General features: G+C 43.4%; 12 protein-coding genes. All 12 read right to left on the minus strand.

Features of this window, described 5'->3' with window-relative positions:
* Window positions 1-88: 88 nt before the first annotated feature.
* Window positions 89-436: a VOC family protein gene (locus AC3WTJ_RS05595; protein ID WP_492520989.1), complete on the minus strand. Its 348-nt coding sequence runs from the start codon at window positions 434-436 to the stop codon at window positions 89-91.
* Between the two features lie 33 nt (window positions 437-469).
* On the minus strand, window positions 470-1,480 hold the full coding sequence (locus AC3WTJ_RS05600; protein WP_492520990.1) for an aminoglycoside phosphotransferase family protein: 1,011 nt from the start codon (window positions 1,478-1,480) through the stop codon (window positions 470-472).
* A gap of 44 nt (window positions 1,481-1,524) precedes the next feature.
* Window positions 1,525-3,309: a cache domain-containing sensor histidine kinase gene (locus tag AC3WTJ_RS05605; RefSeq protein ID WP_492520991.1), complete on the minus strand. Its 1,785-nt coding sequence runs from the start codon at window positions 3,307-3,309 to the stop codon at window positions 1,525-1,527.
* Window positions 3,310-3,323: 14 nt separating this feature from the next.
* Window positions 3,324-4,928 carry a response regulator transcription factor gene (locus AC3WTJ_RS05610; protein ID WP_492520992.1) on the minus strand — a complete coding sequence of 535 codons (1,605 nt, stop codon included), beginning with the start codon at window positions 4,926-4,928 and terminating at the stop codon, window positions 3,324-3,326.
* A gap of 108 nt (window positions 4,929-5,036) precedes the next feature.
* Window positions 5,037-6,356, minus strand: coding sequence for an ABC transporter substrate-binding protein (locus AC3WTJ_RS05615; protein ID WP_492520993.1), 1,320 nt, complete (start codon window positions 6,354-6,356; stop codon window positions 5,037-5,039).
* 123 nt (window positions 6,357-6,479) lie between these two features.
* Window positions 6,480-7,328 carry a carbohydrate ABC transporter permease gene (locus AC3WTJ_RS05620; protein WP_157326371.1) on the minus strand — a complete coding sequence of 283 codons (849 nt, stop codon included), beginning with the start codon at window positions 7,326-7,328 and terminating at the stop codon, window positions 6,480-6,482.
* A complete protein-coding gene (locus AC3WTJ_RS05625) occupies window positions 7,325-8,266 on the minus strand; it encodes a carbohydrate ABC transporter permease (RefSeq protein WP_157326372.1) in 942 nt (313 codons plus the stop codon). The genes AC3WTJ_RS05620 and AC3WTJ_RS05625 overlap by 4 nt, the downstream gene beginning before the upstream one ends.
* 128 nt (window positions 8,267-8,394) lie before the next feature.
* Window positions 8,395-9,333 carry a YbjN domain-containing protein gene (locus AC3WTJ_RS05630; protein WP_492520994.1) on the minus strand — a complete coding sequence of 313 codons (939 nt, stop codon included), beginning with the start codon at window positions 9,331-9,333 and terminating at the stop codon, window positions 8,395-8,397.
* A 42-nt stretch (window positions 9,334-9,375) separates the two neighbouring features.
* A complete protein-coding gene (locus AC3WTJ_RS05635) occupies window positions 9,376-12,567 on the minus strand; it encodes a hypothetical protein (protein ID WP_492520995.1) in 3,192 nt (1,063 codons plus the stop codon).
* Between the two features lie 238 nt (window positions 12,568-12,805).
* Window positions 12,806-13,510 carry a metal-dependent hydrolase gene (locus AC3WTJ_RS05640; RefSeq protein ID WP_492520996.1) on the minus strand — a complete coding sequence of 235 codons (705 nt, stop codon included), beginning with the start codon at window positions 13,508-13,510 and terminating at the stop codon, window positions 12,806-12,808.
* Between the two features lie 222 nt (window positions 13,511-13,732).
* Entirely contained in the window at window positions 13,733-14,047 is a 315-nt protein-coding gene (locus tag AC3WTJ_RS05645; RefSeq protein WP_492520997.1) for a DMT family transporter, read from the minus strand.
* Complete coding sequence (locus tag AC3WTJ_RS05650; RefSeq protein WP_492520998.1) at window positions 14,047-14,388, minus strand: DMT family transporter; 342 nt, start codon at window positions 14,386-14,388, stop codon at window positions 14,047-14,049. Before AC3WTJ_RS05650 ends, AC3WTJ_RS05645 begins: the two co-directional genes overlap by 1 nt.
* Between the last annotated feature and the right edge of the window lie 18 nt (window positions 14,389-14,406).

A 14,406-nucleotide genomic window follows, 5' to 3' on the forward strand; every position in this document is an offset into this window, starting at 1 on the left:
GAACGGTTTCTTTTTGTTTTACAGAATTTAAAAGGAGGGTGCCCCTTGCCATTTTCATGGCTTATGGGACACCCTCTTAGTTCAAGCACTACTTGCAAATCATTAAGACATTACCATCAGGGTCCTTAAAATTAAACCAGTGATTATTCTCGATTTCAGTTAATAATTGAACATTTTTAGCTTTCATAAATTCAAAGGCTTGAACGATATCATCGGTGCGAAATTGAAAGGCTGGCACTTTATATACGTGATCTGGGGCATATATCTTGCTGTCCAACACAAGACCAGGCCCTTCCATCGGCAAAACATAAATATGCCCGAACAAAACTTCTCCATCCGTCGGTAAGCCTAAAATATCACAATACCAGTCCCGAGCCTGTTCGATATTGCTGACTGGAAGAAAGACGCCACCGATTTTATTCTGAATAGGATTCATACCCACCCTCCAACGTATTTTATAAGAGAACAATTACTGACCTTTAAGCGGTGATAATTTAGGCGGTTGAGGCAGCCCTAGTAGACTGCATGTCCATCGTAACGCAGGTCCCAGCTGTAACCACTGTATATATCGAAGCCGCGGGAGCTGAGGGATTGGCGGTTTTCCTGTTCTTGTAGCAAAAAATCCTGCTACACAAACAGCAACAGATCGTTCGGCAAATTCGGGGAATGTAATGCCATGAGCAGCCATTTCCTTTTTGTAAATGGGCATTAATCGCTCTGCGGTCGGCCCTCCTTCCCCTTCCAGGCTAGGAAAGAAAAAACCAATATCAAATAGCAAGGGGCCTTTACAAGCCAATGCCCAATCGAATAACACTAACTTCCCATCTCTGAAACGAAGATTATCCGAACGTATGTCTTTATGGATCAAACCCCATGGTTGGTCTTGACGCATAAGATCCGTTTCAAGAGGAATCACAACATCAAGTACCGCATCCAGCCAAGCTTCTGCTTCTTCCCTATTCTCGTGAAACAAGTCAAGAAAATAATTTCGCTCTTCGCGGCTCTGTTTCATGGAAAGCCAGTTCTCCGTTACACCTCGGGCAGACATCGCTTCCACCTTATCAGCCTCGGCGATTCCCTGCACGTGAAATTGGGCTAGATCGCGCATCGCCTGAATCGCTAAGGCTTCGGTCCAAGACGGCACTTTCTTACTGCCCTTTAAATCCTCCAGTAATAATAGATGCCATCCTTGAGTACTGACTGACCCATAATAACGTGGTGAAATCGGCGAAATCGCACGAATCTCACGATACACGGCTTCTTCTAACGGAAGCACCCGCCAATTCTCTGGTAGTGATCCCTGTCCTGCTCCCTTGGCAAACAGCGTTCTACCATCTTCTAAAAAAATACGAAACGTTGCCGTCGGTCCATATCCTCCGAACACACGAGTTGCCCTTCGAATCGAGCTTGCCATCTGCTCTTCCACTTGCTTCCTCAAGTTAAGGGGTACATCACGCCAATAAGGCTTAGGCTCGCGCATCTTCTTTCACCTCTCCTCTGTAGGTTTCGCCAATCCCAAGATGATTATGGGATACTTGCTCCTAGGCTGACGCTCATCTCTTCTTGCTTGTATTTTAGCACTGGGAATTGAACCGTTACCCTCGTACCGCTGGCTTGCGAATTATTTTCAATATCAACTCGATAACGGGTCCCGAAAAAAGCTTCGAAACGCTCTTTTACATTCCGTATCCCATAACCGCCCGTATTTCCTTCCCGATGGGCATTCCAGTTTTTTTTCAGCCCGACTCCGTCATCCGTGATTTGAATAATCACGTCTCCTTGGTCTTCTTTGGCGCTAATGGTAATATTTCCGGTTAATCGTTCATTAAATCCATGCATAATCGCATTTTCAATGAACGGTTGTAACGTCATTTTTGGGATATACCAATCCTGTAAATGCTCTGACAGATCGATGGATACGGTCAACCCCTCCTCCCAGCGCAGCTGCTGGATTTGCACATAACACAGTGCGTGGGTAAACTCTTCGCGAATCGTGATAAGGCTTTCGCCATTGGACAGTCCGATTCGAAACATTTTCCCCATCAGCTCAAGAATCTGACTTAATTTATCATGCCCGGCTGTCAGTGCCATCCAATTTAATTGATCTAACGTGTTGTACAGAAAATGTGGGTTTATCATCGCTTGCAGCGCTTTAATTTCTGCTTTCTTTTGCTCCTTATATTGATTCTCCAATGAATCATATAGCGACTTGATGCGATCCATTAATTTGCGATAACCGGAGAATAACACACCGAATTCATTCTGATAATCTTCCGGCAGATTCACTTTATTTGTGTTAGCTGTGTATCTCCCCATTTCGTGGAGCAGCTGACGTATAGGTGTAATGAATAGATTCGAAAAATATAAGGTAAACAATAAGGCAATCAGAATTGCCGAAACACCTACAAGAGATAAAACAACGGAGATGTGAACACTGCCTTTTGTAATTTGATTCAAAGGTGTGAGCTGAACGAGCATACAACTGGAATTATAATGCATAGCCCATACCATTAAAGTATTCTTCTGGGAGCTGGCCGAGTCGTTGCTTCCAGGAAGCCCGACTTTCATATAACCGCTTTCATTATTCATGTCCAACAGATAGGACTTAATTTTCGTCGGTAAGGAGGGATCACCGATGTACGTTATCACTCTGCCCCCTGAATCTAGCAGGATACGGTTGGAATCCGGGATTTCACCGCTGATCTGATTTTGAATTGATGACGCTTTCAAGTTCAGCATCATGAACCCTTGGTATTTGCCGCTATTCGAATATATTTTTCGAGCGAAGCTGATGACTTCTATTCGACCTTGATTGGAAGTAATGGTATGTTGGCCAATCCATGCGAAGTCTGCATTCTCAACAGCTTCATACCAGACTTGATCTTTGGCTTGATTCATGTCAATAAATGAAACAAGACTTTGTGATTTCGATGGAAACGCATTCCCCGTATATAATTCAATGGACTGAATAATTGGCGTAGAATATGCGATATTACTCAAAAATGTTTCTAGCTCTTCACGTTTCTGATAATTGACGTAGGAATCATTAGTCATGTCCGGATATTCCGTTGTCACAATGTTCCTGGTCGCAGCTAGAGAAATTTGCTCAATTGCGCGCATTTGAATTTCAATTTTGTTATATAATTCATTCAAATTCTCTTTTTGATAATAGGTTGTTACCCGCACAAGTTCTTTTGTTGAAAGTGTGTAGGTTAGCAAAATGACAATCGTGAGCAAGATGAGGACAAAACTTGTTAAGCCTCCAAAAAGCAGATAATCGATCCGGTATCTCTTAAACATCTTTTTCATTCGCCATTCCGCCCTTATGTGAGTAATTCCGCTGGTGTAATTCCAAAGTGCTTTCTGAAAGTGGTACTAAAATAAGGGATATTATTGTAGCCAACTTTATTTGCGACCTCATAGATTCTATATTTTCTTTCTAAAATAAGCCGTTTAGCCTCTTCCATTTTTACACTGATAATATAGTTGTTGATTGTTTCTCCTGTTGCGTTCTTGAAGATTTGACTTAAATAATTACGAGAGATATACACTTTATCGGCAAGTTCCGCAATCGTGATATCGTTGGCATAATTCTCACGGATATATTGTTTAATAAAATCAATGGCAATCTTATGCTTAAAGCTTTCTTGCCAAGGCTGATTCGCACAAATTCGCTGAATAATGCTGTGCAGCCATGTTTCATACTGGTCAAACGTATATATTTTGTTCAATTCGCTTTCCATACTGTAATCCTGAAAAATCTCCGTCAGCCGGATATCCTCGTCCGCTAACGCAAAACTGAAAATAGCCCAAAATTGCGCGCCAAGTAAGCTGAATGGAGGAGGGGTTGCGCTTACCCTTAAGGTAGCCATATAACCTTCAATCATCTTCTCGGCATTCTTGCCTTGTGTTGTTTTGATATCCTCAATAATTTGCTGATAAAATTTAATCGGTTTGGCCGTCGTCTGGATGTGACTGGCAGGGAAACGCTCCGTATTCACATATTCAAACACGCCGGTTGATTGAAGCACTCTGGCATCCGGAACTAGTGGTTGAAAAGCCTCTTCCAACGAATCCGATAGATTGGACCAATTCTCGGTGAATCTGCCGATACCAATCCGAATTGTAATATCGAGATAGGCTTGTACACATTCTATGATTTTCTTCGCAATAGTTCTTATATGATCGATATGCTCCGAATACACCGCGTTCTTTTCAAAATGAAGAATTAAAGCGGCATGATAGCCATGCAATTCTACATAATCATAAGACCTCTTCTCGGCTTGGAGAATTTCTTTCATAATGTTTTTGATGGCAAACCGAAATAACAATCGATCTTGCGTCCGGACATCGGAAATTCTCGATGTTCTTAGAATTTCTAATCCAAGGACGATATGACTTTGGTCCTCTCTCATGTTGCATAAAAGTGTCATTTCATTCCAATTGCTAGCTGTCCCCGTCACGACTGTCTTTAACTGTTCTTTCCGTACGAAAGGTTCATATTCATCAATTTGGTCTCGCAGTTTCTCCTGCTCAATCTTTGATTGATTTTCAAGTTCGATGGACGAAATGGTTCGCAGCAGCACCTCCGTGATTGTGTTTCTAGAGACTGGCTTTGATAAGTAATCCTCAACTTGAAGTCTTAGCGCTTGACGAGCCACTTCAAAATCGGCGTAACCGCTATGAATAAGAATTTTACCTTCAAAACTCTCATTGCGTAATGTTTCTATCATTTTCATTCCACCCATAACAGGCATATAAATGTCCGTTATGACGATATCGGGCTTTTTCTCCCGTATCAGCTCTAATCCGCGCTCTCCATTCAGACCCTCTCCTACTAACTCGGCTCCGATTTCTTCCCAAGGAATCACTTGTTTCATTCCTTTGAGTACTTGCCGATCATCATCAATGATTGCAACCTTCCACATCTCGTTGCCTCCTATAAAAACGGGTGTCATGTCAAAGCACCCCTTAATTATAACATCAGAATAACCTAATTAGGGTTTCTATGTTAACTAAGGGGTGCTTTCAACTACTTATTTTTCATATTCAGCCGATTTTTTCTTCAGCTCGTCAAATCCTTGCTCAATCTTCATTTTTCCGAACATAATCGATTCTGTAATCGCTTTGTAATCCTTCGTATCGAAATTGTTCCAACCTTTGGCACCTGGATTAAATTGTTGAGCTCCTTGTGTTGCCATGTTGATCATATCGATCGTCAATTTATCGGCGCTACTGAATTTCGGTTGTAATTGGGCGAGAATTTTACTTGAAACAGGTACACCGCGTGTTGTTCCCGAAATTTCTCCGGCTTCCGGATTGTTAATGAACCAGTCAATGAACTTTTTGGCTTCTTCTTTATGCTGAGAATCTTGGCTGACGCTGAAGAAGAAGGTTGCCTTCAACCAACTTCCGCCCTGCTTGTCCTTCGGCATCGCATAAACTCCAATGCTGCCAGGTTTCAAGCTATCCCAGGAAGAAGCTTGTGCCGCATGCGCTGCTTTAAAGATAATTTTGCCAGTCAGCATCAAATCTTGCTTCGGATCCAAATCAACATCGCTAACCGATACATCAGCTGGTGGAATAATACCTGCATTGCGGAAATCTTCGGCCATCTTCATCCATTCCAACCATGTGTCCTTATCAAAATTAAACTTTCCATCCGGTGTGACGGGGTATCCTTTTCCTTTACTTAATTGATAGGACGTATACATATCACGATTTCTCGCAAAATCCCCAATGACGTAATGATCCTTGTCCAACTTGGATTTAATGTCTTTTGCTAGGCTGAAAAATGCATCCCAGGTAATCCCTTCTGCCGGAAGCTTAATCCCGAGTTTATCTAATGAACCTTTATCATAAATGAGACCCCAAGCATTTCCCCCAAGTGGAACTGCCGTTTGCTTGTCTTTGTATTTCCCGGCTTCAACCAGTTTTGGATCTACATCCTTTTCATTGATACTGCTGATATCCGCCAACTGGCCTCTAGCGTTCCAATCTGCCAGCCACGCTGCGTCCATCTGGATAATATCCGGAGCATTCTTCGCTGCGGCTTGTGTAGTCAGTTTATCGATATATCCGTCAAACCCTGAGTACTCCGGCTCGAACGTGACATTCGGATTATTTTTCGTATAAAGCTCCAACATTTTTAATGTCGCATCATGACGTGGCTGAGATCCCCACCACATAATGCGCAGCTTAACTGGTTTATTGCTTGTTGTAGCATTCGTTGTACTTCCTGGGCTCTTGCTTTCAGCTGCTTTAGGCGACGATTCTGCCGCACCGCATCCTACTAACGATAATCCGATTGCTGTTGTTAACATGGCGATTGTCAGTCTTTTTCTCATTGTAGCCATTCGTCATAACCCCTTCGTCATATAGTAGTTTGAATTTTCTATCTTTACTAACTATAGCTCTATCAAATCATCATGCCTATGATAGTACCCAACGATTTGTTTCAAAATTCTCCTAAGATTCGCTCAACCTTTAATCCCTGTTGTGGCGATTCCTTCCACGAAATATTTTTGTGCAAATGTAAAAATGATCACCGACGGGATGATGGAAACAAGCCCCATCGCCAATAGTTGTCCCCACTGCTGAGCGGACTGCGAATCATTGAGCATTCTTAAGGCCAATCCTACGGTATACTTATCGACCGAATTGATGTAGAGCAGATGACCAAAAAAGTCGTCCCAATTCCATAAAAAACAATAGATAATAACGGTTAGAAGAGCAGGTTTCGTAAGTGGCATTACGATGCGCCAATAGATTCCGAACCAGCTGCAGCCATCCATTTTCGCCGATTCATCCAGTTCTCTAGGAATCCCGCGAATGAATTGGACAAGCAAGAATACGAAGAAGGTTCCTCCTGCTCCCCCAGCCAAAGAGTGAGGTACAATGAACGGTAAATAGGTATTGACCCAGCCGAGATGATGGAACAACGAATATTGTGGAATGATCGTTACTTGACCTGGCAGCATCAAGGTAAGCATTAAGATTGCAAACCAGAAATTTCGCAGCCGAAACTGCAATCTAGCAAACCCAAAAGCAACCAAGCTGCAAGAAATGACCGTCGTAAACAGAAGTCCAATGATGAGTTCAAAGTTATTGATGTAAAAATCAGTAAACGAATGGCCGGGAATGGCGTTCCAACCTTTCGAGAAATTGCTCCATAGCGGATGTGCCGGGAACAGACCGGGCATACTCAGCTCTTGATTGGATTTTAAGGAAGCTCCGACCCACCACAGGACTGGATAGATCATGGCTACGCTCAAGCATATTAGAATGACGTGAGTGAATATATGTCTACGTTGTAAAGAAGTACTCATTTCTGTTCCTCCTTTTCAGATTCATAGAAAACCCAATACTTGGATGAAAGAAAGATGACGGAAGTCGAAAGTGCAATAATGATCAACATAATCCAAGCAAGGCTGGAGGCATATCCCATTTGCAGTTGACTGAAAGCGCGCTCATATAAGTATAGAGCGTATACATACGTAGAATTCATAGGTCCACCCTGTGTGATGATCATGGCAGGCGTGAACATTTGGAAGGCGCCGATGATACCCATAATGATATTGAAATAGATCGTTGGGGAAAGCATCGGTAAGGTGATGTTAAAAAACTGTCTAACCTTCCCTGCCCCATCCGCAGAGGAAGCTTCATACAGGTCTTGTGGGATTTGTTTCAATCCCGCCAGAAAGATAACCATCGCGGAACCGAATTGCCAAACGACGAGCAGAACCAATGTGCTCAAAGCGGTGTCTGGATTGTTGATCCAGCCTATTCCTTGGATACCGAATAAACCAAGAACTTCGTTGATATACCCGTCTCTGCCAAAAATATTTTTCCATAATAACGATACGGCAATGCTTCCTCCAATTAACGAAGGGAAGTAAATCATTGTACGATAAGCCGATATTCCTCTAAGGCTCTTGGCAAGGAGCATAGCAATGAATAAGGCGGCAATCAGTCTCAAAGGAACGGAACCAAGTACATAGAGGAAAGTTACTTTGACAGATTGATAGAATCTAGTGTCTACCGTGAATATTTTCTCGTAATTCCTGACCCCTACCCAATTCGCCTCTTCAAGTAACGAAAAATCGGTAAATGAATAATAAAGGGATTGAATCATCGGATAAAGCGTTAACAATAAGAATCCGATTAACCAAGGCGAGATAAACAAATGCCCGGTAATAAAGGAATCCCATCGTTTTACTTTTGTAGACCGACGTTTGGTTGTTGAGGTTACAATTGTTGTTTCCATCTAGCTCACCTCGTTGTGTTTTTAATTTATTATAGAAACAAACGATAGGCATTACTATAATAGTAAACTCCAATTTCTTTCAATTTACTCAGAAAAAAAAGCCCGCTTATTAGCGGACTTTGTTGAAACTATTCGTTCTGAATGATGTCATCAATCACATGGTAGTAATGATCCATAATCACGACATTGGTAGTAAAAAGCTGGTTGAAAAGCTCCATCGTCAATCGGTCGTTCTCTACATCGATGCTTGTTCGATACCGCAGCTCCCCATCGGTTGCATCCATCTCGAAGTTGCCGATCACCAAATCATAATTTTCTTCGAAAAGGAATTTCGCCACTTCCGTCCGCTGTTCTTCGGGGACCAAAGTCGGGTAAATGGAAAATACAATACAAATTTGCTTCACTTCATCTGTACGAACCAACACGATCCATTCGCCATTCTCCCCTGAGAAAGATAAGCGGGCAATGGTTTCATCCACCCATTCAAATGGCAATTCCATCCGTTTCAGATAGTCGTCCACGACCTCATTTAAAGTAGATTTAACGATAGTGGACGCTGCCTTTGAGACCGCAGGCTCGGCCCATTGGGTACGGTAGCCAACCCTCAAAGTACCCCCATCTAGTCCATCCGGCAAACTCATTTGCTGCTTCACTTCTGTGATCAGCCAGCTTTCGCTTTGGCGCAGAGGTCGCGATTCTTCGGAGTCCTCGACGAAGGATTGCAGAACATTTTCGATCTCTGAACCTTTGCGAAGTGCAGTTTTCATAAGGCTTTGTTTTAAAATGACTTGAAGTTCGACAGGCCGATTCTCATCAAATTTTACTTCTAAATCTCGATTGCTTCCTTGTGCGTACAGCCCCATCCATTCGCCAGCTAACAATTGCTGGTATACACTCCATTCCACTTCAAGATTAAGCGTACAATGCGACTTCTCCTCAGATTCAGTAAGGGTTAATCGCTTCGTATTAGCCTTCAATGCGTCACCCACGAGGGTCTGAAATGCGATGTCCATGTCAAAATCCAAAATTGACTTCTCTTCGTCGCCATTAGCTCTCAGATCAACCATCTACAAACCTCCTTTACATCTTATTATTTCTACGCATCTATGTTATGGCGTGACCACCGGCACTTGACTAGCTGTAGTCGTTGTACTAGGCGCTGGAGTTTGAACCGGTGCTGATTGCGTACTCGACGTACTTGCTGTACTTCCCGTATTTGTCGCTCCTGTCGATCCCGTTGCACCTGTCGTTCCTGCCGTGGCGGTGCTTGCAGATGGCGCCGGCGCCGGACGGTCTTGGCCGCCGCCCTCAAAACCGATAAACTCATACTTCATCGTTTTATCATTCCGGAATTCTAATTGCCCTAATCGCTTGGACTTCTCTACAGCAACCTTAACAATTTCTGCGTCAACTTCCAGCGATTTTACTTGAGAAGCTGAAATTGTGATGACCCAAGGTGAGGTTGGTACGCTTCTTCCATCATATTCCCTTTGGAAACCGATTTCCAGTTTAAGCGCATTGGATAATCCAATTTTATCAACCGTTTCAATATCGGATGCCTCTGAATCTTGGCCAGGCAGCCAAGATCGCATGGTATCGTTAACCGTTTCATCGCCTCGGATTTTACTTGCAAAGCTTGCTCCAATATCATCGAAGTAATTTCCCGTGTATAACGCATCGGTTCCAGCATCAACTAAAGAACCAGTCACTTGTTTTGCTTTATCTGCCTTGGAAGCCATCCCTTTCCTGAACAGTGCAGTAAGGTTTTTACCTCCGCCAATCGCAGCAGTGACAATTTTGGATGCATACTTGGTGAAATCTCCACCCTCTTCTCCGAATTGCGAAGGGATACTTGCCGATAGCTGCAGATTCAATTCTTTGAGCTTGGTTTCGTCCCCATTTAAGAAGGTAGCAGCGCCTTCAAGACCAAAAGCAACCTTATCTTTACCGAATTCGATTTCTATTTCAGTTCCCGCTTCTACGGTAGTATTGACTTCGCCTTTGCCAATGCCATTACCGGTCTTCTCAGCCGTTAAGCGTTCTGCCGCAGACATCACATTACCAGCTGCATCCTTGCCCTTCGCTTCAATAATCTCTTTGTTATATTTACTGAGGCGTTTAAATGCCAGCTCAGCAGAAAATGATGCGACACCTACATTAGCTTCCATTGCCAATTTCGTAAGGAAACCAACATTAACCTCGGCTTCGTCATCACCCATATGCATTTCCTCGATCATCATGGCCCACTTCTCAGCCTCAATCAAGCTTGACTCGCCGGATTTACCGCCTTTGCCCCAGAAGTAAGCTTGTGCGCTTTCCGGCATCTGTCTGTATAACCCATAGGAAAGTAAATTCATGACCGTATCTGTATCTTTACCTTTTCCTTCAAGGAATAGCCCAAAACGTGCGTTTGCATCAAAACCAAAGGTCGTAAATCCTGCACCAAAAGTCAGTTGGGAATTCACACTTAATTCATCCGCTTCACGTTCCGCCTCCCCAGCGAATCCGAAAAGGAAGTAGGCATTACCGCCGCCTGCTGCGGAGGCAACTGGAATTTTCAGCTCTAATTCCAATGAACTTGAATCCCCTGGATTAGGTGTTGAAATATCGATTAAATGGCCGACTTTCGTTAAACCGGAAGATAAATCGCTTGCTTCTACGGACCTGACAATCGTTTTGGCAAGTTTCTTCGTTTTTTCATCATTTTGAACCGCATCTTTAATTTGCGTGGTTTTAGCTGCATCCGGCAATGTCGCTGCCGTAGTGCCTTCCGCTTTTGTTCCTTTTGTGAGCTTTCTAGCTTCAAGTACAGCTTTATCTTTGTTCAGCTTCAGTAATTTAGCTGCATGTTCTTCTGCTGCCTTGACGCTTGCGGCACGAATCTTATCCGCCTGTGCTGCAGGCAATCTAGCCACTTCATAAGCTGAGCTTTTTGCTACTTTTGTCATTTCTTCAATGGTAAGGGCTTTAGGAATGACCCTTTCCAGAATGAGATTAGCTTCATCCCTCATCACATCGTCTACTAGGACTTTGGATTCCTTGTAGGCAACAGCCTTCGTAGCCGTTTTCAGATATTCTTTTTGCATTGGCCCCGGCGTCGGAGTACTTGTTGAAGACTGGGTTGCGCCAGTCGGTGTCCCACTTGTCGGAGTAGTTCCTGTAGGAGCAGAGTTTGTTGGGGTTGAAGAACTTGATGGATTATCAATCTCGTTATTAATCTGCGCGTTAACTTTGGTTCGCGCTGCTTTTTTAAGATCTTCACGATACGCATTCAACTCCGCCGATCTTCTGAACGCCCTTCGGCCTACACCTAATTTGGATAAAACCGCTGATTTCATAGGAGCGAAAAGGATGTTTAGATAAATTTCTTCCATATCTTTAATGTCTCTAGTCGTCCCGTCAACAGTTTCTTGCCTCACAACGTCTAAGTCGACCAATTGACTTTCAAGACCAATTCGCTTGGTTAACTCATCCGTTCCAGCCCTTCCAACACTGATGGAATCAAAACCAGAGGTACCTCCGGCTGCAGTTGGGGGCGCGAACTTCAAAGCAATAGCTCTTTTGGAAGCCGCAACCGAATTAGTGAATAAGGTTTTGGAATATGTATCCAGCTTTTTCTTTGCATCCCCAGCTGCTTTTGTTTTCTGTTTTTCAAATGTTGCATTGTTTAGATTTGGCGTAATCAGATAGGCTTTGTTCGCTTCATCTTTCATGGCTGTTTTTTTGCTGACGGCAAACTCGCTATCCGCTACTTCAATGGCATATTCTTTAAGTTTGGTTATCATAATGCCATCTGCTTTTGCTTGTGCGAACTTATAGGCATCTTCTCTCTGTTCTGCTGTACCCGTTGACCCCATGCTTGCTCGAATTTCTGATTTCACTTTTTCTTTCACATTTTTTCGAATCGGATCTGCTTGGGAATCCGAAGTCAAGTATGTATCGATCGTTCGCTTCAGTTTCTCGCTAATTTCCGTATAAGAACTATCTACAAGTGTCGTAACTTTCGCGTCACGCGCCGTTACCAGATCAGCATTTCGCTGCTGCTGCTCTTGAGATATGGCAGGAGCTGGGGTTGCACTCGCACCTCCCGCTCTTTGAATAACGGGATGCGTATTCCCCATCCTTTGAACCATACCCTGAACCGCCCTGTTCCCCAGCGTTCTCTGCATTTGCATAATACTTGCAGGTGTCATTTGACGAGTATCCAATGTGCTTGGAACTTCCGTCTCGGACCTGACCGGCTGAGCTTGAGCCGTTGTTTGGCTGCTAGTTGTCCGACTTGCGGATGTATGTTCACTCACAACTAAGCCCCCCCTTTAGCTACAATAAATCCACGCCATTCTCATTTTTGAAAAAATACGCTCATGTTGTCGAATAATAGTTCGATTATACCATGACTACCACTACAAATTGTGAAATATTTTATCAATAAAAAAACGAAAAACCGCGGAGCATATGACCCTCGCGGTTTTTCAAAATATTAGAAGTCTCACTTATGCTTTCGACAAAATCATCAACATATCCTACCTTAGACCCATCTTAGCGACTCGCTATCTCAATCTCATCGCCAGGGGCCATGACCTTGCCTTTCAACCCTCGTGCTTCAAGCTGTTTCACGAAATTCTCCGCGTCTTGCTTGATACCTGGGAATGTACTGTGGTGAATCGGCACGGTCAGTTTCGCGTTGTACCATTCCGCGGCTTGAAGGGCATCTTCCGGTCCCATGGTGTAGAAGTCTCCAATCGGCAAGAAAACGACGTCGAGCGGATGGCGCTCGCCAATCATTTTCATATCGCTGAATAAGGAGGTGTCTCCCGCGTGCAAGATCGTCAAGCCTTCTGCAAACACAAGGAACCCAGCAGGCATGCCCGCGTACAGTATTTGTTTCGTTTCTTCAATCACGATGCCTGAACTATGGAACGCTTGAACCATTTTCGCTTTAGCGAAGCCCAAATCGCATGTGCCTCCCATGTTCATGCCGACGGTATTTTTTACACCCTGCCAAGACATATAAGACGCAAGCTCGACAATAGAAACAACCGGTGCGTCGTTATTAGCGCTCGCAATAGGCGCTGCGTCGAGAATATGGTCCATATGAGCATGCGTTAGCAGCACGGCATCCACCTTAATGTCCTCTGGCTTAATTATGGCCGTAGGATTACCGCTTAAGAAAGGATCGATAATGAGAGATTTATCCCCCGTTTGAATTTGAATACAGGCATGACCATGATAATTGATTTTCATTGAAGATGTACTCCTTTACCTCTTACTTTTTTAGTGGATAAGAAAGTATAATTTTTTTTACTTTTGCTTCGCTCTACCTTGACAAACACGTTCGTCCTAAAGGACGACGAAGTCGTTTATCCTTGTGTTTATTATTACATAGGATTAATTTTTAGGAAACGGTTCTTCACGAACGATAGCGTCTTATTCATGCAATTTTTTTGTAAATTGATATCTATGTGGTTATGCAATTAATTTCAAACCAACGGCCGCAGCCAATACCATCGCAATGAACATCAAACGTTTCCAATCCCTGGACTCACCATAAAAAAGCATACCGACGATGGCGCCGCCAACTGTACCGATCCCTGTCCAGACGGCATAAGAAGTGCCCATCGGCAAACTTTTCATTGCCAAGCTTAAAAGCGAGAAGCTCATAACAATACCAACGATGAAAAGACTAAACGAGCGAATATTTTTCGCCTTATTAATTTGGTTCATGCCCACAACGCCTACGACCTCGAAAATACCGGCAAACATCAGATAAATCCAACCCATTAGACGGCAGCTCCTTTCTTATCATTCTCCTTCGTGACAAATTTCAGTCCGAATACCCCGGATAAAAGCAGGAGAATGAGAAATACTTTGAGAAACCTGAACGGTTCTCCAAACACCAGCATTTCTACCAAAACTGTGCCTGCAGTCCCCATTCCCGTAAAGACCGCATAGACGGTACCCACCGGCAGTTTCGTAGATGCGTTAATAACCAGATGAAACGAGATATACATCGCAATGATTGTGCCTATCCACATCATCGTTGTATGCGAATGTTTTAAACCTGTGACCCATAAAACTTCAAAAAAGGCCCCTATAAAAATATAAATCCAATTACGGTTCATGGTGTGTGAACCTCCTCT

This window comes from Paenibacillus sp. FW101-FHT12H11, assembly GCF_058790355.1.

Bases quoted from the DNA above. Each gene is read 5' to 3' on its own strand.
- AC3WTJ_RS05595 (WP_492520989.1), bottom strand. From the start codon at position 436: ATGAATCCTATTCAGAATAAAATCGGTGGCGTCTTTCTTCCAGTCAGC.
- AC3WTJ_RS05600 (WP_492520990.1), bottom strand. From the start codon at position 1,480: ATGCGCGAGCCTAAGCCTTATTGGCGTGATGTACCCCTTAACTTGAGG.
- AC3WTJ_RS05605 (WP_492520991.1), bottom strand. From the start codon at position 3,309: ATGAAAAAGATGTTTAAGAGATACCGGATCGATTATCTGCTTTTTGGA.
- AC3WTJ_RS05610 (WP_492520992.1), bottom strand. From the start codon at position 4,928: ATGTGGAAGGTTGCAATCATTGATGATGATCGGCAAGTACTCAAAGGA.
- AC3WTJ_RS05615 (WP_492520993.1), bottom strand. From the start codon at position 6,356: ATGGCTACAATGAGAAAAAGACTGACAATCGCCATGTTAACAACAGCA.
- AC3WTJ_RS05620 (WP_157326371.1), bottom strand. From the start codon at position 7,328: ATGAGTACTTCTTTACAACGTAGACATATATTCACTCACGTCATTCTA.
- AC3WTJ_RS05625 (WP_157326372.1), bottom strand. From the start codon at position 8,266: ATGGAAACAACAATTGTAACCTCAACAACCAAACGTCGGTCTACAAAA.
- AC3WTJ_RS05630 (WP_492520994.1), bottom strand. From the start codon at position 9,333: ATGGTTGATCTGAGAGCTAATGGCGACGAAGAGAAGTCAATTTTGGAT.
- AC3WTJ_RS05640 (WP_492520996.1), bottom strand. From the start codon at position 13,510: ATGAAAATCAATTATCATGGTCATGCCTGTATTCAAATTCAAACGGGG.
- AC3WTJ_RS05645 (WP_492520997.1), bottom strand. From the start codon at position 14,047: ATGGGTTGGATTTATCTGATGTTTGCCGGTATTTTCGAGGTCGTAGGC.
- AC3WTJ_RS05650 (WP_492520998.1), bottom strand. From the start codon at position 14,388: ATGAACCGTAATTGGATTTATATTTTTATAGGGGCCTTTTTTGAAGTT.